We start from the raw sequence: 18665 nt of genomic DNA on the forward strand, positions 1-18665 counted from the left end.
GTTGCCACGACGCCCTCTTATCTACCCGATAAGAGGGCGTTTTTTCTTTTCCTGCCTCTCATTTTCCCGCCAGGTTCTACACTTAGAAAAAACACTGGAAGGAAAATCTTATGCGCATTCTGCCCGTCGTTGCTGCAGTTACGGCCGCATTTCTGGTCGTCGCCTGTAGTTCGCCTACTCCGCCTAAAGGCGTTACCGTGGTAAATAACTTTGATGCCAAACGTTACCTCGGCACCTGGTATGAGATCGCACGCCTCGATCATCGATTTGAACGTGGACTGGAACAAGTCACGGCCACCTATAGTCTGCGTGACGATGGCGGGATTAATGTCATCAATAAAGGCTATAACCCGGATCGGGGAATGTGGCAAAAAACAGAAGGCAAAGCGTATTTTACCGGTAGTCCAAACCGCGCCGCGCTCAAGGTCTCTTTTTTCGGCCCGTTCTACGGCGGCTATAACGTGATTGCGCTTGACCGGGAATACCGTCATGCGTTGGTGTGCGGCCCGGATCGCGACTATCTGTGGATACTCTCTCGCACGCCAACGCTTTCTGAGGAAATAAAACAGCAAATGCTGGCCGTCGCGACCCGGGAGGGGTTTGACGTCAATAAATTAATTTGGGTAAAACAATCAGGTTCGTAGCAATGTCAGCGACGAATTAATGCGCACTGAGTTTTAGCCCAATGATACCCGCGACGATCAAGCCAAGACTGAGCAAACGCGCCGGTGAGGCAGACTCGCCCAGCAGAAGGATACCGGTGATTGCCGCCCCGACGGCGCCGATGCCGGTCCAGATGGCGTACGCCGTTCCAACGGGCAGCGTTTTCATTGCCCAGGAAAGTAACGCCATACTGATAACCATGGCCGTAATGGTGATAATACTGGGGGTCAGACGAGAAAAACCGTGGGTATACTTCAGGCCGACAGCCCATACCACTTCAAGTAAACCAGCGATTAATAGAATGATCCAGGACATAGCAGGCTCCAGATAATTAATGGGGCCGTCCCCGGTGAGAATAGCGTTTACAGGTCGTCCTGTAACGTATACGGATGAAAAGCCATTTTTGCCTGAGAGAAAATGAATTTCAACCTTTTTATTTTTTTCCGTCTAAAGGCGGGAATTGGCCCTTTTAAGCCGCGTAGTTTTCGCATTTAGCGCCCACAGGAGTTCTCTATGATGGAACGCCTTCTGGGAAAGAAAGTGCTTTATCTACTTCCGGGTGCAAAAAACTATGTTGAAAATTTTAGTGATAGACCGATGCCACTTTACCCGTACGGGCATGGAGGCCTGGCTTAATCACACTGATGTGCTCAGTTCTTCACTGCTGGTATCCGGGATGAATAACCTTATACTGGCGAAAGAACATATTCTGCAATGGAAGCCCCATCTGGTTATCGCTGATTTATATGGTTTTCTCAACGATGCCTTACCCGAACAGCCTATCAATGCATTTTTTGCCGCCTGCAGGATGACGCCGTTGGTATTATTACAGTCAGGGAATATGCCGTACAGACCACAATATGCCAGTCATGCGGTGTTATCTAAACACACGCCTTTACATGAGCTTGCACAACGAATTAAAGGAGCGCTATATACTCATCCACTGCAGGAAGCGCCGGAAAGCGCCACGCCATTGCTCTCTCCGCAGGAGGAAAAGGTACTCGCGATGTGGACGGAAGGCACCAGCAATAAAGAGATTGCGTATGCGCTTGGCATTCACGGGAAAACGGTTTACACCTATAAGCGTAATATCCGTATGAAACTTCATATGGATAACCGGTATTCTCCCTTTCTTATGCTTCCGGAGAAAATCGATTAACGGTACGACGCCATGCCGTACCGTTGATGATTACTGCTGAGCTCTGGTTGCAGCGCCAGAGATCGCACTACCACCGTCCGAGATGTCCTCGCCCACGCCGCGCGTGGTATTACAAGCAGTTAATACAGTGGAAAGTACCAAAACAGAAAAGATCGCTGCAATTGTCTTTTTAACCATAATGTCTTCCTTTTCTAGCCAATGTTGTTTGTGTATAGCAACTTAATAATAGACAACATCCCAGAAAATGACGGGCGATCGACTAATTTTAGGAAGACGAGAAGCGATTAGCTGGCTGCGCGGGAGATGGCGTGGCCAAGATGCTGAATATCTTCGCCGAAGCCGCGGGCGGTATTACATGCCGTTAATAATGTGCCGGTAAGAAGAACCAGTGCGACAAGGCAGATAAAGCGTTTCATCATTGAGGCGCGAAAAATAGGATGGCGCAGCATACGCTGCACCATTTTTCCCGATAACGTAAATTATTTTACGCGGGATACGTATTCGCCGGAACGGGTATCGACTTTGATCACTTCGCCAATCTGCACGAACAGCGGAACTTTAACCACTGCGCCAGTAGACAGCGTGGCTGGTTTGCCGCCAGTACCTGCGGTATCGCCCTTCAGACCTGGGTCGGTATCAACAATTTCCAGTTCAACAAAGTTCGGCGGAGTGACAGAGATAGGCTGACCGTTCCACAGGGTTACGATGCATTCCGCCTGATCCAACAGCCATTTTGCGTTGTCGCCGATAGCCTTGGCATCTGCAGACAGCTGTTCGAAGGTTTCGTTGTTCATGAAATGCCAGAACTCACCGTCGTTGTACAGGTAAGTCAGGTTCATATCGACTACATCCGCGCCTTCAGCGGAATCGGTCGATTTGAAGGTTTTCTCAACGCGCGTGCCGGTCAGCAGACGGCGCAGCTTAACGCGGGCAAACGCCTGGCCTTTACCCGGTTTCACGAATTCACTGGATTCAACCGCATAAGGTTCGCCATCCAACATGATTTTAAGACCGGAACGAAAATCGTTGCTATAGTAAGTCGCCATAAGGCCCTCTGAAATTGTTAACTGGTAGCTAAGCCACAAAATGGCGCATATTGTAACCCTAAATACCCCATTGCGAGAAGATTGGTTAGCGCAACTTGCCGATGTTGTGACCAATCCCAACGAACTGCTGCATCTTTTACAGATTGAAGCTGATGAAAACCTCCGGGCAGGACAGGACGCCAGGCGCTTGTTTGCCCTCCGCGTGCCGCGCGCTTTTATTGCGCGCATGGAGAAGGGCAACCCTGACGATCCTCTGTTACGTCAAGTGCTGACGTCCCGGGATGAATTTATTGTCGCCCCCGGTTTCTCCACCGACCCGCTGGAAGAGCAACACAGCGTGGTGCCAGGATTATTGCATAAATACCAAAACCGGGCGCTATTGCTGGTAAAAGGCGGATGTGCGGTAAATTGCCGCTACTGTTTCCGTCGTCACTTCCCGTATGCGGTGAATCAAGGCAATAAGCGCAACTGGAAAGTCGCGCTGGAGTATATCGCCGCACACCCGGAACTGGATGAGATCATCTTTTCCGGCGGCGATCCGCTGATGGCGAAAGATCATGAGCTGGACTGGCTGCTCACGCAACTGGAAGCCATTAAGCACGTCAAGCGGCTACGCATCCACAGCCGGTTGCCTATCGTCATCCCGGCACGCATTACTGACGAACTGGTCGCCCGCTTTGACCAGTCACGTCTGCAAATTTTGTTGGTGAACCATATCAACCACGCCAATGAAGTGGACGAGGCGTTCTGCCTGGCGATGAAGAAACTGCGCCACGTGGGCGTCACGCTTCTCAACCAGAGCGTCCTGCTGCGTGGCGTGAATGATAACGCGCGAACGCTGGCGAATCTGAGCAACGCGCTATTTGACGCCGGCGTGATGCCCTATTACCTGCATGTGCTGGATAAAGTGCAGGGCGCCGCGCATTTTATGGTCACCGATGACGAAGCCCGGCAAATCATGCGCGAACTGCTCACGCTGGTATCCGGCTATATGGTGCCAAGACTGGCGCGTGAAATCGGCGGCGAACCGAGCAAAACACCGCTGGATTTACAGCTTCGTCAGCGCTAATCCTCGCGGGCGCGTCAGGGACGACGAAAATATTACCGCGCAATATCACGAGGAGATTCCCCCGCGATTCTCCTCACCCTCTGGCGACGATAAAATACCCTTCGTTAAATACACCTTTCCGCTACTCTCTTTTCAATAAAGTCCGTTTTAGGACTCGCTTAGCGTGTACTGCATTTTCGAATTATACTGGTTCTCCTTTTTATAGGGCGGCATAAACAATTTATATATCAAATACATTGCAGTAAAACATTTAATTATTTTATATTTGTGGAGAATTGACATGGCCTTAACGATTAAGGGACTAAATACCGGCGTTATTCGTCACAATGATAAGTTTATCGCGCTGGCGCTTAAGGTGAAGTCACTGAGAAATAAAGAAACACTGCTTTTCTTTCCTGTGCTCGCGCTGCGAGACTTGTTGATCGGCCTTGAACACCGGCTTTATTTACAACACTCGCTGCCGGAACAAGAGCAGGAAAAACGCCAGAAAGCCAAAAGCAGTCATGTGCTTAAAATGCATGAGAATATTCCGGCAATACTCCGTGAAGAGCTGGAAAACGCCGATGTTAATCAGCGTGTTGAATCTTTAGCGTTGAGCGATAATACAGAAAAAGTATTAACCTTTACGTTAAAGCTGCACAATGGTAGCCATCTTGATTTACAGGTCGGTGAGTGGCAGGTTGAAGTTCTGGTGATGGCTATTATTCACGCCATTAATAATGCCGAAATGCGTGAGCTCGCATTGCGTATTTCTTCAATGCTGGACTTTTTACCATTATACGATGCTGACTGCCAGGAAAACGGTAATATCGAATTCGATACCTATAACCAGCCTGACTGGAAACATAATTTGTATAACCATTATTTAGCGCTCGTTTATCGTTATACGGATGAGGCAGGACAATCGCATGATTGCGGCACCATCATTAAGACCCGTAGTCAGTCAGGCTCTAAAGAAGCTGAAGCGATATCACGCCGTTTGCTGAATTTCAGCCCGCGTCTTAAAAAGCTGGAAGGAAAACCGTGTAAGGTTTTTGTCAGAACGCTTGGAACCGGTAAAGCAGCGCGTCTGACGCAAGATCAATGCATGCGCGCGTTGCATAATCTACGCATGGCATCATCGCAGGAAAAACGCTAACCATATCGCCCTCTGAATCTTTCAGAGGGCGTTACGATTCAGACATATCAGTTCGGACATTTATAAACCTGGCCGTTCATCTCGCTGGCCGTCGGGACAAAACTGGACAACATGCCCTGTGACGGACTACTTACGCCATACAGCACGTTTCCACCCATCGCGGCCGCCTGATTACGCAGATCGTTCGCTGCGCCACGCATTGAGCCACCCTCTTCGCCGTGCTGGCCTGAAAACCAGTTACTCTGTTTACCAGTTGCCGTACCAATAAGCTGGCATTCCGCGCCTGGCTTATCTTCGACAAAGCGTACATTTTGGCCGGCAGCGGTGAGTTCGTTGCTGGAGCTACAACCCGCCATCAGCAGCGCGGCGCCAACGATCCCTGCTAAATATTTCACGTGCATGTTATTCCCCATAATCAATGAGCTGGACGTTTTGTCCGTATCTGAATCTTATACTAAAAAGATGACTAAAAGAAAAACCCCCGGTCATTTCTGCCCGGGGGTTTCTCAATTCTGGGAGATAAGCACCCAAATCATACTGGTTGCAGGAAGGCGGCCAGTTTGTTAATCCCCAGTCACTTACTCAAGTAAGTGACTGGGGTTAGCCAACGCATCTGCAGCCTGAAGGATGCAGGGTATGGGCAATTACATCATGCCGCCCATACCACCCATACCACCCATGCCGCCAGCAGCGCCTAAATCAGGAGCATCGCTTTTCGGCAGGTCGGTCACCATGCACTCGGTAGTGATCATCAGACCAGCCACTGAAGCCGCGTACTGCAGCGCAGAACGGGTAACTTTGGTTGGGTCCAGGATACCCATATCGATCATGTTGCCGTATTCTTCAGTTGCTGCGTTGTAACCGTAGTTACCGTCGCCGCCTTTAACGGTGTTAGCGACAACAGACGGCTCTTCGCCGCAGTTCAGCACGATCTGACGCAGCGGAGCTTCCATTGCGCGCAGCGCAACTTTGATACCCACGTTCTGGTCTTCGTTCTGGCCTTTCAGGTCAGCAATTTTAGAAGCAACGCGGATCAGCGCAACGCCACCACCGGCAACCACGCCTTCTTCTACCGCAGCACGGGTCGCGTGCAGGGCATCTTCAACGCGGGCTTTCTTCTCTTTCATTTCAACTTCGGTCGCAGCGCCAACTTTGATAACCGCAACGCCGCCTGCCAGTTTCGCTACGCGCTCCTGCAGTTTTTCACGATCGTAGTCGGAGGTCGCTTCTTCAATCTGCTGACGGATCTGAGCAACACGGCCCTGGATTGCAGCTTCTTCACCCACGCCATCGATGATGGTGGTGGTGTCTTTGTTGATCACAACGCGTTTCGCCTGACCCAGGTCTTCCAGGGTTGCTTTTTCCAGCTCCATACCGATCTCTTCAGAGATTACGGTACCGCCGGTCAGGGTAGCGATATCCTGCAGCATCGCCTTACGACGATCGCCGAAGCCAGGTGCCTTAACCGCAGCCACTTTCACGATGCCACGCATGGTGTTAACAACCAGGGTAGCCAGCGCTTCGCCTTCAACATCTTCAGCGATGATCAGCAGCGGTTTGCCTGCTTTTGCAACGGCTTCCAGAACCGGCAGCATTTCGCGGATGTTGGAGATTTTCTTATCAGCCAGCAGGATGAACGGGCTTTCCAGTTCTACTGCGCCAGTTTCCGGCTTGTTGATGAAGTAAGGAGACAGGTAGCCGCGGTCAAACTGCATACCTTCAACCACGTCCAGTTCGTCCTGCAGACCGGTACCGTCTTCAACGGTGATGACGCCTTCTTTACCGACTTTATCCATCGCTTCCGCGATCAGTTTACCTACGGTTTCGTCGGAGTTAGCGGAGATAGTACCTACCTGAGCAATCGCTTTAGAGTCGGAGCACGGTACGGACAGGGCTTTCAGCTCTTCAACCGCAGCAGCAACCGCTTTGTCGATACCACGTTTCAGGTCCATCGGGTTCATGCCCGCAGCAACGGCTTTCAGGCCTTCGGTAATGATGGACTGCGCCAGTACGGTCGCGGTGGTGGTGCCGTCGCCTGCAGCGTCGTTCGCTTTAGAGGCAACTTCTTTCACCATCTGCGCGCCCATGTTTTCAAACTTGTCTTCCAGTTCGATTTCACGCGCTACGGAAACACCATCTTTAGTGATAGTCGGCGCACCGAAAGATTTATCCAGAACCACGTTACGGCCTTTCGGACCGAGGGTTACTTTCACTGCATCTGCCAGTACGTTTACGCCGCGCAGCATTTTCACACGAGCGTCGTTACCGAATTTTACGTCTTTAGCTGCCATTTTCTCTTTCCCTTAAATTCGTATGTTCAGTGTCGTTCGCGGATTACGCTTCAACAATTGCCAGAATGTCGCTTTCAGACATGATCAACACTTCTTCATTGTCGATCTTTTCAGATTTCACACCGTAGCCATCGTTAAAAATAACGATGTCGCCAACTTTCACGTCCAGCGGCTGTACAGTACCGTTGTCCAGGATGCGACCCTTACCGACAGCGATGATTTCGCCACGAGTTGATTTACCCGCTGCGGAACCGGTCAGTACGATGCCGCCAGCAGATTTGGACTCAACTTCTTTACGTTTGACGATCACACGATCATGTAACGGACGAATACTCATTGATAGCTCTCCTTTGAGAAAGTCATTATCAGTTATGGGTGACGCCGGCCCGTAAACGGTTTCCCGGCTGGTGACCAGAGAGATGGGGATGGGGTTTTGCCCCTTCAAGGGGGGAGATGAAAAAAAATTCTTCTGAGCGAAAAAAGCGGTAAAAACGCTACTTATCTCACGTTTACCCAAGGTTTAGAACATCCTGCTATAAGAAAAGGCGTGTGTGATACGCTTAAAAATGCCTGTCGTCACCTGACGTTACAATGCCGCCGGATAATGAGCTGATGAATGAACTAAAAAAAGAGCTTGGGTTGGTTCAGGGCGTTATCTTGTTAACCACATCATTATTAGGGACTGGCGTTTTTGCGCTTCCGGAGCTGGCTGCGCTGGCGGCAGGCGACATCAGCCTTTGGGCATGGCCGCTGCTCATTATTTTGATTTTCCCTATTGCGATTGTCTTTGCTGTGCTGGGGCGTCATTTTCCACACGCTGGCGGCGTAGCGCATTTTGTCGGGATGGCATTTGGCCCGCGTCTGCAACGAGTGATCAGTTGGCTGTTTTTATCAGTTATTCCTGTTAGTTTTCCCGCAGCCTTGCATATTGCGGTGGGTTTCGGCCAGGCGCTGTTTGGCTGGCAAAGCGAACAGCTCTTATTTGGGGAGCTGGGTACTCTAGGTTTACTATGGTTTATGGGATCGCGCGGCGCCAGCTCCAGCGCCAACCTGCAAGCCATTATCGCTGGATTAATTATCGCGCTTATTGCCGCCATTCTGTGGAAAGGCGCGATTAAACCTGCAGATATCACCTTCCCAGCCGCAAACGAAATTACCTTTTCCCGGCTGTGTACCGCCCTGGCGATCATGTTCTGGGGATTTGTGGGAATTGAGGCGTTTACGCATTTGTCATCTGAATTTAAAAATCCTGAACGTGATTTTCCGCGCGCATTGATCATTGGCCTGATGCTGGCCGGCGCCATTTATTGGGCCTGTACCGCCGTGGTGCTGCATTTTGGCGTCTATAGCGACAAGATAGCGGCAACAGCATCGCTACCGCTTATTATTGTTCATCTCTTCGGTATCCAGGCGTTGTGGGTAGCCTGCATTATTGGTTATCTCACCTGCTTTGCCAGCCTGAATGTGTATGCTCAGAGTTTTGCGCGTCTGATATGGACGCAAATGCAATATCAGCCCGATCACTATCTGGCTCAACTCTCTCCCGGGCGCCTTCCCTTGCACGCGTTAAACGTTATTCTGGTCTGTTGTTGCGTGAGTTCCCTGGTCGTCTACGCCCTGAAGATTAACCTCAATGCGCTGATCGTCTATGCTAACGGTATTTTTATTATGCTCTATCTGCTTTGTATGCTGGCGGGCTGTCGACTGTTGAAAGGGCGTTGCTATGCACTGGCGGTGACGGGTTGTCTACTGTGCCTGTTATTGCTGGCAATGCTGGGGTGGAAAAGCTTATATGCCATTATCATGCTGGCTGCATTATGGCTGTTTTTACCGAAGCGAAAACGCATGGCGTAAGACGCATCCGCTGGCCGGATAACGCCTCGCGCGACTTATCCGACCAACATCTCTACCTTTAATCCCGACGATCGTCTTTATGTTCAATACGATCGCGATCGTCATCTTTACGCTGATACTCGCCGTCAAATGTTTCGCCACCGCCAGTACCCGCGCTAAATCCGCCGCCCGGCATCCGGGAAAAACGTAAATGCGGCAGCAACTTCAGCGTCAAATGTTTTTGCACTGGCGGTAACAAAAGGAGAAGGCCGAGAAAATCGGTGAAAAATCCCGGCAACAGGAGCAGTAAGCCAGCGATGATCAGCGATACACTCTTAATCATTTCTGCCGCCGGGCTCTCACCGGCCGCCATTTTTTGTTGCATCAGCAAAAAGTTTTTAAAACCCTGGTTACGTACCAGCGACATACCGATAACAGACGTAAAAATCACCAGGATTAGCGTCATCAGGACGCCAAGCACATGGGCGACCTGGATAAAGATAGAAATCTCAATGTAAACATAGAGAAAGACAGCTAAAAAGGGTATCCAGCGCAAAGGACTCTCCTGTAAGTCATGGCCGTCTGCGACGACCATTTGAATGGGGTTGCGATTCGCATCGATTCGATATGGTGGTGCGTAGCAAAATTTCAAGTGGTTTGTACACCTATTTTAGGTAGTAATACTAAAGCGGTGACCTATTTCACAAAATAATAAATAAGGGGTAAATTCCCACACTTTAAGTGATCCAGATTACGGTAGGAATTCTGAAGCAGCATATGATCTCGTTTATCAGGCCGATGGAGGGGATAATCGTCGGTCAGAAAACATTCGAAATCACATATATCCTGTGTGTTTTAAAGTAAAAATCATTGGCAGCTTGAAAAAGAAGGTTCACATGTCAAACAACATTCGTATCGAAGAAGATCTGTTGGGTACCAGGGAAGTTCCAGCTGAAGCCTACTATGGTGTTCACACTCTGAGAGCGATTGAAAACTTCTACATTAGCAATAACAAAATCAGCGACATCCCTGAATTTGTGCGTGGCATGGTTATGGTAAAAAAAGCGGCGGCGCTGGCCAACAAAGAGCTGCAAACCATTCCTAAGAGTGTGGCGAACGCCATCATTGCCGCATGTGATGAAGTCCTTAACAACGGTAAGTGCATGGACCAGTTCCCGGTAGATGTCTATCAGGGCGGCGCGGGCACTTCCGTCAACATGAATACCAACGAAGTGCTGGCCAACATCGGGCTGGAACTGATGGGTCATCAGAAAGGTGAATATCAGTACCTGAACCCGAACGACCACGTGAATAAATGTCAATCCACTAACGATGCCTATCCGACAGGCTTCCGTGTAGCGGTTTACGCCTCTATCGTCAAACTGATCGATGCCATCAACCAGTTGCGTGAAGGTTTCGAACGTAAAGCGGTTGAATTCCAGGACATCCTGAAAATGGGTCGTACCCAGTTGCAGGACGCCGTACCGATGACGCTTGGTCAAGAATTCCGTGCGTTCAGCATCCTGCTGAAAGAAGAAGTGAAAAACATCGAGCGTACTGCTGAGCTGCTGCTGGAAGTCAACCTTGGCGCAACGGCAATCGGTACCGGTCTGAACACGCCGAAAGAATACTCTCCGCTGGCGGTGAAAAAACTGGCTGAAGTCACTGGTTTTGCCTGTGTTCCGGCGGAAGATCTGATTGAGGCGACATCTGACTGTGGCGCGTATGTTATGGTTCACAGCGCGCTGAAACGTCTGGCAGTGAAGATGTCCAAAATCTGTAACGACCTGCGCTTGCTCTCTTCTGGTCCTCGTGCCGGCCTGAACGAGATCAACCTGCCGGAACTGCAGGCGGGCTCTTCCATCATGCCAGCCAAAGTGAACCCGGTAGTACCGGAAGTCGTAAACCAGGTATGCTTTAAAGTCATCGGTAACGACACCACCGTTACGATGGCGGCGGAAGCCGGTCAGTTGCAGTTGAACGTTATGGAGCCGGTTATCGGTCAGGCGATGTTCGAATCCATCCACATTCTGAGCAACGCGTGCTACAACCTGCTGGAAAAATGCGTTAACGGCATTACCGCGAATAAAGAAGTGTGCGAAGGGTACGTTTATAACTCCATCGGTATCGTCACTTACCTCAACCCGTTCATCGGCCACCACAACGGCGACATCGTCGGTAAAATCTGTGCTGAAACCGGTAAGAGCGTACGTGAAGTTGTGCTGGAGCGCGGCCTGTTAACGGAAGCCGAGCTGGACGATATTTTCTCCGTACAGAACTTGATGCACCCGGCTTATAAAGCTAAACGTTATACTGATGAAAGCGAACAGTAATCGTACAGGGTAGTACCAAAGAGGCACGTCACGATGACGTGCCTTTTTTCTTACAAGAAGTTACCAAATAACAACAATTTAATATCAACTTGTTAAACAACAAGGAAGGCTAATATGATAGTTGTCGAACTTATCATTGTTTTGCTGGCAATCTTTTTGGGCGCCAGACTTGGGGGCATCGGTATTGGATTCGCTGGTGGGCTGGGTGTTCTGGTACTTGCCGCCATCGGCGTGAAGCCAGGGACAATTCCATTCGATGTCATTTCCATCATCATGGCGGTTATCGCCGCGATCTCTGCTATGCAGGTCGCGGGCGGTCTGGATTATTTGGTAAACCAGACGGAAAAACTGCTGCGTAAGAACCCGAAATACATCACTATCCTCGCACCGATTGTGACCTATTTCCTGACTATTTTTGCTGGTACCGGGAACATTTCCCTGGCAACGCTGCCGGTTATTGCTGAAGTCGCGAAGGAGCAGGGAATCAAACCTTGCCGTCCGCTCTCGACCGCCGTGGTATCCGCGCAGATTGCGATTACCGCCTCGCCGATTTCTGCGGCCGTGGTGTATATGTCTTCTGTTATGGAAGGTCATGGCATTAGCTACATTCACCTGCTGTCCGTGGTTATCCCCTCTACGCTGCTGGCGGTGCTGGTGATGTCCTTCCTGGTCACTATGCTGTTCAACTCCAAACTGTCGGACGACCCGATTTACCGCAAGCGTCTGGAAGAAGGGCTGATTGAACTGCGTGGTGAAAAGCAGATTGAAATCAAACCGATGGCAAAAAATTCCGTCTGGCTGTTCCTGCTGGGCGTTATCTGCGTGGTTGTTTATGCGATTGTCAACAGTCCGAGCCTCGGCCTGGTTGAGAAACCGCTGATGAACACCACCAACGCTATTTTGATCATCATGCTGAGCGTCGCAACGCTGACCACCATCCTGTGTAAAGTGGAAACTGACGCCATTCTCAACTCCAGCACCTTTAAAGCAGGGATGAGCGCCTGTATCTGTATTCTGGGCGTGGCGTGGCTGGGCGATACCTTCGTATCCGCTAACATCGACTGGATCAAAGACACTGCGGGTAGCGTCATCCAGGGTCATCCGTGGCTGCTGGCCGTCATCTTCTTCTTTGCTTCCGCGCTGCTCTACTCTCAGGCGGCAACGGCGAAAGCGCTGATGCCGATGGCGCTGGCGCTGAACGTCTCTCCGCTGACGGCAGTCGCTTCCTTCGCCGCCGTTTCCGGCCTGTTCATTCTGCCGACCTACCCGACTCTGGTTGCGGCGGTACAGATGGATGACACCGGTACAACCCGTATCGGTAAATTCGTCTTTAACCACCCGTTCTTCATCCCAGGCACCCTGGGCGTCGTTCTGGCTGTCTGCTTCGGCTTCCTGCTGGGCAGCTTTATGCTGTAAGTGTTTCACCCGCGGGGCGTATCACGCCCCGCATTCTCCCGCCCTTTGACTAACATCCTGCCCTCGTCCGTTGTATAGTGACCGTTCACTTGCGGGTCTTTTTGTTCTTTCGAGGTGTTTATGCTTGATGTTAAGAGTCAGGATATTTCCATCCCCGAGGCCGTTGTGGTGCTTTGTACCGCCCCGGATGAAGCTACCGCCCAGGATCTGGCCGCCAAAGTGCTGGCGGAAAAACTGGCCGCCTGCGCCACCCTCCTCCCCGGCGCGACATCGCTGTACTACTGGGAAGGCAAACTGGAGCAGGAGTATGAAGTTCAAATGATCTTAAAAACCACCGTTTCACATCAGCAAGCGCTTATCGACTGCCTGAAGTCTCATCACCCGTATCAAACGCCTGAACTTCTGGTTTTACCTGTTACTCACGGAGATACTGATTACCTCTCATGGCTCAACGCATCTTTACGCTGATCCTGCTGCTGTGCAGCACATCCGCCTTCGCCGGATTATTCGACGCGCCGGGTCGCTCGCAGTTCGTCCCTGCCGACCGGGCGTTTGTTTTTGATTTTCAGCAAAATCAACACGATCTTACCCTCTCCTGGCAGGTAAAAGAGGGTTACTACCTTTACCGTAAACAAATCAGCATCACGCCAACGAAAGCGGATATCGCCGCAGTCCAACTCCCGGCAGGCGTCTGGCATGAAGATGAATTCTACGGAAAAAGCGAAATCTACCGTAAGCGGCTAAACGTTCCGGTAACGGTTAACCAGGCGGCGGCTGGCGCGACATTAACGGTAACGTACCAGGGGTGCGCCGATGCGGGATTCTGTTATCCGCCGGAAACGAAAACGGTGCCGCTAAGTGAAGTCGCCGCGGCAATAGACGCCACGCCGACGCCTGCTGTCACCCAGACGGGTGAGACGTCAAAACCCGCCGCCCAGCTACCTTTTTCCGCGCTCTGGGCGCTGCTGATCGGCATCGGCATCGCCTTTACGCCCTGCGTTTTACCCATGTATCCGCTGATTTCCGGTATTGTCCTGGGGGGAAGGCAACGTTTGTCGACGGGGCGCGCACTGCTGCTGGCCTTTATCTATGTTCAAGGGATGGCGCTGACCTATACCGCACTGGGTCTGGTCGTCGCCGCGGCGGGATTACAGTTTCAGGCGGCGCTGCAGCACCCTTATGTGTTAATCGGCCTTGCCATCGTGTTCACCCTGCTTGCGTTGTCGATGTTTGGCCTGTTCACACTACAGCTCCCCTCCTCACTGCAAACCCGGCTGACATTAATGAGTAATCGTCAGCAAGGCGGCTCGCCCGGCGGCGTTTTTGTTATGGGGGCGATTGCCGGATTAATTTGCTCGCCCTGCACTACAGCGCCGTTAAGCGCGATCCTGCTTTATATCGCTCAGAGCGGCAACATGTGGCTGGGCGGCGGTACGCTGTATTTGTATGCATTAGGTATGGGTCTGCCGCTAATGCTGGTCACCGTGTTTGGCAACCGCCTGCTACCGAAAAGCGGCCCGTGGATGGCGCATGTCAAAACCGCTTTTGGTTTCGTGATCCTCGCGTTACCGGTCTTTTTACTGGAGCGGATTATTGGCGAGGCCTGGGGTTTACGTCTGTGGTCGCTGCTGGGCGTCGCTTTCTTTGGTTGGGCCTTTATCACCAGCCTTCAGGCCAGACAAGCGTGGATGCGTATCGTACAGATTATCCTGCTGGCGGCTGCGCTCATTAGCGTGCGGCCTCTACAGGATTGGGCGTTCGGATCGCCATCCGCGCAAGCTCCAGCGCACCTCAATTTCACGGCTATTTCTACCGTGGACGAACTCAATCAGGCGCTGGCGCAGGCCAAAGGCAAACCCGTTATGCTGGATTTCTACGCCGACTGGTGCGTGGCCTGTAAAGAGTTTGAAAAGTATACCTTCAGCGATCCGCGGGTCCAGCAGGCGCTCGGCGACACGGTGCTCTTGCAGGCTAACGTCACCGCTAACAATGCGCAGGATGTCGCGCTGTTAAAGCATCTGCAAGTCCTCGGGCTGCCCACCATTCTGTTCTTTAATGCCCAAGGCCAGGAACAGCCGCAATCGCGAGTCACCGGCTTTATGGACGCCGCCACCTTTAGCGCGCATTTGCACGATCGCCAACCGTGAGCGACACTTGCAAAAGCAAAGACGGAGGAGAATACCGTGCAACGTGAAGATATTCTGGGAGAAGCCCTGAAATTACTGGAGACGCAAGGGATAGCCGATACTACGCTGGAAATGGTGGCGGAGCGCGTAAATCGCCCACTCGGCACATTACAGCGTTTCTGGCCAGATAAAGAAGCCATTTTATATGACGCGCTACGTTATCTGAGTCATCAGGTAGATATCTGGCGACGCCAGCTTCTTCTTGATGAGACGCTTTCTGCTGAACAAAAGCTACTGGCACGCTACAGCGCGCTCTCGGAATGTGTCAGTAATAACCGTTATCCTGGTTGCCTGTTCATTGCCGCCTGTACGTTTTATCCCGACCCAACCCATCCTATTCACCAACTGGCCAATCAACAAAAACGCGCGGCACATGATTTTACCCATGAGCTACTGACCACGCTGGAAATTGACGATCCGGCGATGGTCGCAAGGCAGATGGAGCTGGTGCTGGAAGGTTGTCTCAGCCGAATGCTGGTCAACCGCAGTCAGGCTGATGTAGATACCGCTCAGCGGTTGGCGGAAGATATTCTGCGTTTTGCACAGTGCCGTCAGGGTGGAGCGCTCACCTGACGGGTACTGATTTTATGCATTTTGCCTGAAAAGCAGGCAGTCAGCGCGCTTTTATCACTTTTTTCGTGTAAAGCCGTTGACGACCGCGCCCCTTTACGGTTTAATGCGCCCCGTTGCCCGGATAGCTCAGTCGGTAGAGCAGGGGATTGAAAATCCCCGTGTCCTTGGTTCGATTCCGAGTCCGGGCACCACTTATTCAGAAAACCCAGCCTATGGCTGGGTTTTTGCTTTTCTGGGAGTGGAAATCCGTAGCCCCCATCTCCGGCCTGACTAGCTATAACGAGAAGGCCAGATTTTCTCTGGCGCAACGCCCAGCGCTTCGGCGATCAGCCGCTCATCTTTGGGCCTGGGTCAAAAGCTTACTTAGCTACAGGGAGATTATTACCAGTAATAACGCGTATCACTCCATCTGACGGTTCGCTAGCCTCGACAAGTGAGTCCAATATCTCCGCCATGAACTTTTCCATCACTGACAACAACAATTCCTTCGCCAATTTTAGCATTTTTTCTTTTTCGGTTTCTTTATTCTTAAATACTGTTTCCGGCTCTTGTTCATAATCATAAATTAATACTCAGCACATCATAACTGGTGGTAACTGTCGGGGTAACAGGGCACATATTTTAAAATACTCATTCATACTTTGTTATTACGTAAACATTTTAACCTAATGCGTGTCAGTCAGGCACGCAGATAAAAAATAACCGGGGGAAAAGTTAAACAAAATGCTGTTAGCCGGAAGTACCAGTATTGTTCTGTTGTCCGCTGCAGTCAGTTCGGTATGGGTAGAGGATAATGCCAGTACAGCGTCCTGCTTTTTTACCTGTATGTTGAATAACCATTTCAATAAATCATTATAGAATCACATCTGTTTATTATTGTCTGATCCGGAGTGAGTCTTTATGAAAAGTCGTTATTTACTATTTTTTCTACCACTGATCGTAGCTAAATATACATCAGCAGCAACAGTGCAACTCTTTCATTCTCCTGAAGAATCAGTGAACAGTCAGTTCTACTTACCACCACCGCCAGGTAATGATGATCCGGCTTTCCGCTATGATAAAGAGGCTTATTTTAAGGGCTATGCGATAAAGGGTTCCCCACGATGGAAACAAGCTGCTGAGGATGCAGATGTAAGCGTGGAAAATATAGCCAGAATATTCTCGCCAGTAGTGGGTGCTAAAATTAATCCCAAAGATACGCCTGAAACCTGGAATATGTTACAGAACCTTCTGAAAATGGGCGGCTACTACGCTACTGCTTCGGCAAAAAAATATTATATGCGTACTCGCCCCTTTGTCTTATTTAATCATTCCACCTGCCGTCCTGAAGATGAGAATACTTTGCGAAAAGATGGCTCTTACCCTTCCGGGCATACTGCTTATGGTACACTTCTGGCATTAGTATTATCCCAGGCCAGACCGGAACGCGCGCAGGAGCTCGCCAGACGAGGATGGGAGTTCGGGCAAAGCAGAGTGATATGTGGTGCTCACTGGCAAAGTGATGTTGATGCTGGCCGTTATGTGGGAGCAGTAGAGTTTGCAAGACTGCAAACAATCCCGGCTTTTCAGAAGTCACTGGCAAAAGTCCGTGAGGAGCTGAACGACAAAAATAATTTATTGAGTAAAGAAGATCACCCCAAACTTAATTACTGAAGGTGAAAGTCTTCCCGCAAACTGGCCACAGCAAATGAAAGGAAGTGCAACTGCGTAGGGGCGACCGGGCGTGGAGAACGCCTTTGGTTTCCCCGATTCGCATGAATTCAACGCCTCTCCCCCGTTTGCAGTCCGTCCAGACCGTCATGACGTCGTTGTCCGGCTGAAGCGGTAAAACCGGTCTGGCTCACTGACTATCCACAGCGAATTCCGGCCATCAGAAGCTATCCCTTCCGCCTGCGGAATGTCCCGCTCCAGACCACTGTGTCCCCGGCGCAGCGGCATCACCCTCCTGCCGCCCTCCGGGTCTGACACCAGCACCAGGGCTGATTCATGGGAAAGCACATACAGCCGCCTGTTTATCCTGTCGTAATGCAGACCGGAGATATCCTTCAGGAACCACGGCAGGGACAACCGGTGCGTCAGTGAATCACTGACCGACAGAGAGTCATGGCTGTGGTCCGTTTCTAAAAAACGAAGCGGTTTCTTTTCCTGCGCCACTATCAGGGCATTCTCTCCCCGTCCACGGGCAAGGCCTTCAAAACCGGCATTGTCGCTTTTTCTGTCCACATCCAGGGTCAGGGTGTATGACGCCGGCGGCAGGACAGACGTATTCCTGTCAATGTGGTGGGTGGTGAGTATCCGCTCCCGTTCCCGGGACAGGACATAGCGGTTCCGGCCGAGATACTCAATGGCCTCAAAATCATGGTCGCCATCCGATGGTATCACCCGCAGCACGTTCCCGTCCGTGTCCAGCTCCACCACCGACGACGGATGGTCGGTCACGGCAAACAGCGTTCCGCTGTCCGGGTTCCACGTCAGGCCGGAGAGACCGCCCTGTATACCGGGAATGTCTTTTTCTGTCGCAAGCTGCCACTGCGTTTCCTCCGGGTACCAGGTTTCCGGAAAATACAGTGTGGCCGCACCGGCCACCATCAGAAGAGCGCCAGCCAGCAGTGCCGGTTTTTGTTTAAGTAAACGTCTCAGAGTCATGGTTCCGGATGTTCAGTTCATCGCATTACATGCAGTCAATGACAAACCAGAGCATGGCCAGGGCTCCGGTCAGGAAGCCGGAGATGAAAGCGCTGGTCAGCAGCAGTAAAATCAGCGCCCGGAGCGAAAAGCGTCCCCCGCCATACCCGGCGCGTCTTTCGTCATCCGGCATGTTGTCCTTCTGCAAAAAAATTCTCCGGGGAATTACCGGTATGGAGATGTCCGGATAAAAAGAGCTTTATTCCCGTAAGGCCTGTCATGCAGCCCCGGATTATATTCATTCAATATTCAGTAACAGAAATACTGATACAA

Annotated in this window: 21 protein-coding genes, 1 tRNA gene and 2 pseudogenes; 13 read left to right on the plus strand and 11 right to left on the minus strand. The window is 51.1% G+C overall.

The window, feature by feature from the left end; all coding sequences use genetic code 11:
• Positions 1 to 110: 110 nt before the first annotated feature.
• Positions 111 to 644, plus strand: a complete 534-nt coding sequence (locus J4614_RS09020) for a lipocalin family protein (RefSeq protein WP_001221670.1) — start codon at positions 111 to 113, stop codon at positions 642 to 644.
• Between the two features lie 16 nt (positions 645 to 660).
• Here J4614_RS09020 and sugE read toward each other — a convergent pair whose 3' ends face one another.
• Positions 661 to 978, minus strand: coding sequence for a quaternary ammonium compound efflux SMR transporter SugE (gene sugE / locus J4614_RS09025; protein WP_000118469.1), 318 nt, complete (start codon positions 976 to 978; stop codon positions 661 to 663).
• Between the two features lie 256 nt (positions 979 to 1234).
• On the opposite strand from sugE, the gene J4614_RS09030 reads away from it, so the two are divergent.
• Positions 1235 to 1822 (plus strand): LuxR C-terminal-related transcriptional regulator, encoded by a 588-nt coding sequence (locus J4614_RS09030; protein ID WP_000912959.1) that lies wholly within the window; start codon positions 1235 to 1237, stop codon positions 1820 to 1822.
• A 30-nt stretch (positions 1823 to 1852) separates the two neighbouring features.
• Here J4614_RS09030 and ecnB read toward each other — a convergent pair whose 3' ends face one another.
• The 3 genes from ecnB to efp all read right to left on the minus strand — a co-directional run bounded on the left by ecnB (position 1853) and on the right by efp (position 2868).
• Positions 1853 to 1999, minus strand: a complete 147-nt coding sequence (ecnB, locus tag J4614_RS09035; RefSeq protein WP_000239598.1) for a lipoprotein toxin entericidin B — start codon at positions 1997 to 1999, stop codon at positions 1853 to 1855.
• Between the two features lie 107 nt (positions 2000 to 2106).
• A complete protein-coding gene (locus tag J4614_RS09040; protein WP_001670700.1) occupies positions 2107 to 2241 on the minus strand; it encodes an entericidin A/B family lipoprotein in 135 nt (44 codons plus the stop codon).
• Positions 2242 to 2301: 60 nt separating this feature from the next.
• Positions 2302 to 2868 carry an elongation factor P gene (efp, locus tag J4614_RS09045; protein ID WP_000257282.1) on the minus strand — a complete coding sequence of 189 codons (567 nt, stop codon included), beginning with the start codon at positions 2866 to 2868 and terminating at the stop codon, positions 2302 to 2304.
• A 40-nt stretch (positions 2869 to 2908) separates the two neighbouring features.
• Here efp and epmB point away from each other — a divergent pair, with 40 nt between their 5' ends.
• Positions 2909 to 3937 carry an EF-P beta-lysylation protein EpmB gene (gene epmB, locus J4614_RS09050; RefSeq protein ID WP_114047422.1) on the plus strand — a complete coding sequence of 343 codons (1029 nt, stop codon included), beginning with the start codon at positions 2909 to 2911 and terminating at the stop codon, positions 3935 to 3937.
• A gap of 280 nt (positions 3938 to 4217) precedes the next feature.
• Complete coding sequence (locus J4614_RS09055; protein ID WP_138019753.1) at positions 4218 to 5075, plus strand: YjeJ family protein; 858 nt, start codon at positions 4218 to 4220, stop codon at positions 5073 to 5075.
• A gap of 47 nt (positions 5076 to 5122) precedes the next feature.
• Here the strand turns inward: J4614_RS09055 and J4614_RS09060 are convergent, their stop codons facing one another.
• The 3 genes from J4614_RS09060 to J4614_RS09070 all read right to left on the minus strand — a co-directional run bounded on the left by J4614_RS09060 (position 5123) and on the right by J4614_RS09070 (position 7703).
• On the minus strand, positions 5123 to 5476 hold the full coding sequence (locus J4614_RS09060; RefSeq protein WP_000558210.1) for a DUF4156 domain-containing protein: 354 nt from the start codon (positions 5474 to 5476) through the stop codon (positions 5123 to 5125).
• 243 nt (positions 5477 to 5719) lie between these two features.
• The gene (gene groL / locus J4614_RS09065; RefSeq protein ID WP_000729126.1) at positions 5720 to 7366 is read right to left on the minus strand and encodes a chaperonin GroEL; all 1647 of its coding nucleotides are present in this window, start codon (positions 7364 to 7366) and stop codon (positions 5720 to 5722) included.
• Between the two features lie 43 nt (positions 7367 to 7409).
• Positions 7410 to 7703, minus strand: coding sequence for a co-chaperone GroES (locus J4614_RS09070; RefSeq protein WP_000027827.1), 294 nt, complete (start codon positions 7701 to 7703; stop codon positions 7410 to 7412).
• Between the two features lie 275 nt (positions 7704 to 7978).
• On the opposite strand from J4614_RS09070, the gene yjeH reads away from it, so the two are divergent.
• Positions 7979 to 9220, plus strand: a complete 1242-nt coding sequence (yjeH, locus tag J4614_RS09075; protein WP_023199022.1) for an L-methionine/branched-chain amino acid transporter — start codon at positions 7979 to 7981, stop codon at positions 9218 to 9220.
• 58 nt (positions 9221 to 9278) lie between these two features.
• On the opposite strand, the gene J4614_RS09080 is transcribed toward yjeH, so the two are convergent.
• Positions 9279 to 9755, minus strand: coding sequence for an FxsA family protein (locus tag J4614_RS09080; protein WP_001267291.1), 477 nt, complete (start codon positions 9753 to 9755; stop codon positions 9279 to 9281).
• A gap of 340 nt (positions 9756 to 10095) precedes the next feature.
• On the opposite strand from J4614_RS09080, the gene aspA reads away from it, so the two are divergent.
• The 6 genes from aspA (at position 10096) to J4614_RS09110 (ending at position 15898) form a co-directional block, all read left to right on the plus strand.
• Positions 10096 to 11532: an aspartate ammonia-lyase gene (gene aspA, locus J4614_RS09085; RefSeq protein ID WP_208293141.1), complete on the plus strand. Its 1437-nt coding sequence runs from the start codon at positions 10096 to 10098 to the stop codon at positions 11530 to 11532.
• Between the two features lie 114 nt (positions 11533 to 11646).
• The gene (dcuA, locus tag J4614_RS09090; protein WP_000637595.1) at positions 11647 to 12948 is read left to right on the plus strand and encodes an anaerobic C4-dicarboxylate transporter DcuA; all 1302 of its coding nucleotides are present in this window, start codon (positions 11647 to 11649) and stop codon (positions 12946 to 12948) included.
• A gap of 120 nt (positions 12949 to 13068) precedes the next feature.
• Positions 13069 to 13416 (plus strand): divalent cation tolerance protein CutA, encoded by a 348-nt coding sequence (gene cutA, locus J4614_RS09095; protein WP_000887832.1) that lies wholly within the window; start codon positions 13069 to 13071, stop codon positions 13414 to 13416.
• Positions 13392 to 15095, plus strand: a complete 1704-nt coding sequence (locus J4614_RS09100) for a protein-disulfide reductase DsbD (protein ID WP_000068890.1) — start codon at positions 13392 to 13394, stop codon at positions 15093 to 15095. The genes cutA and J4614_RS09100 overlap by 25 nt, the downstream gene beginning before the upstream one ends.
• Positions 15096 to 15131: 36 nt before the next feature.
• The gene (locus tag J4614_RS09105) at positions 15132 to 15707 is read left to right on the plus strand and encodes a transcriptional regulator (protein WP_001188514.1); all 576 of its coding nucleotides are present in this window, start codon (positions 15132 to 15134) and stop codon (positions 15705 to 15707) included.
• A 115-nt stretch (positions 15708 to 15822) separates the two neighbouring features.
• Positions 15823 to 15898, plus strand: a tRNA-Phe gene (locus tag J4614_RS09110).
• A 79-nt stretch (positions 15899 to 15977) separates the two neighbouring features.
• On the opposite strand, the pseudogene J4614_RS09115 reads toward J4614_RS09110, so the two are convergent.
• Positions 15978 to 16052 (minus strand): annotated as a pseudogene (locus J4614_RS09115) (helix-turn-helix domain-containing protein); the annotation flags it as partial.
• A gap of 378 nt (positions 16053 to 16430) precedes the next feature.
• On the opposite strand from J4614_RS09115, the pseudogene J4614_RS22080 reads away from it, so the two are divergent.
• Both J4614_RS22080 and J4614_RS09120 read left to right on the plus strand, forming a co-directional pair.
• A pseudogene (locus J4614_RS22080) lies at positions 16431 to 16517 on the plus strand (porin family protein); the annotation flags it as partial.
• Between the two features lie 90 nt (positions 16518 to 16607).
• The gene (locus J4614_RS09120; RefSeq protein WP_000842407.1) at positions 16608 to 17360 is read left to right on the plus strand and encodes a non-specific acid phosphatase; all 753 of its coding nucleotides are present in this window, start codon (positions 16608 to 16610) and stop codon (positions 17358 to 17360) included.
• 144 nt (positions 17361 to 17504) lie between these two features.
• Here J4614_RS09120 and J4614_RS09125 read toward each other — a convergent pair whose 3' ends face one another.
• Positions 17505 to 18353, minus strand: coding sequence for an SdiA-regulated domain-containing protein (locus J4614_RS09125; protein WP_000175389.1), 849 nt, complete (start codon positions 18351 to 18353; stop codon positions 17505 to 17507).
• A 25-nt stretch (positions 18354 to 18378) separates the two neighbouring features.
• Positions 18379 to 18540 (minus strand): hypothetical protein, encoded by a 162-nt coding sequence (locus tag J4614_RS09130; RefSeq protein ID WP_001816720.1) that lies wholly within the window; start codon positions 18538 to 18540, stop codon positions 18379 to 18381.
• Positions 18541 to 18665: the final 125 nt, after the last annotated feature.

The sequence above is a fragment of the Salmonella sp. 32031103-2018-00083-FB-01-SM-01 genome, assembly GCF_017571995.1.
GTDB lineage: Bacteria > Pseudomonadota > Gammaproteobacteria > Enterobacterales > Enterobacteriaceae > Salmonella > Salmonella enterica.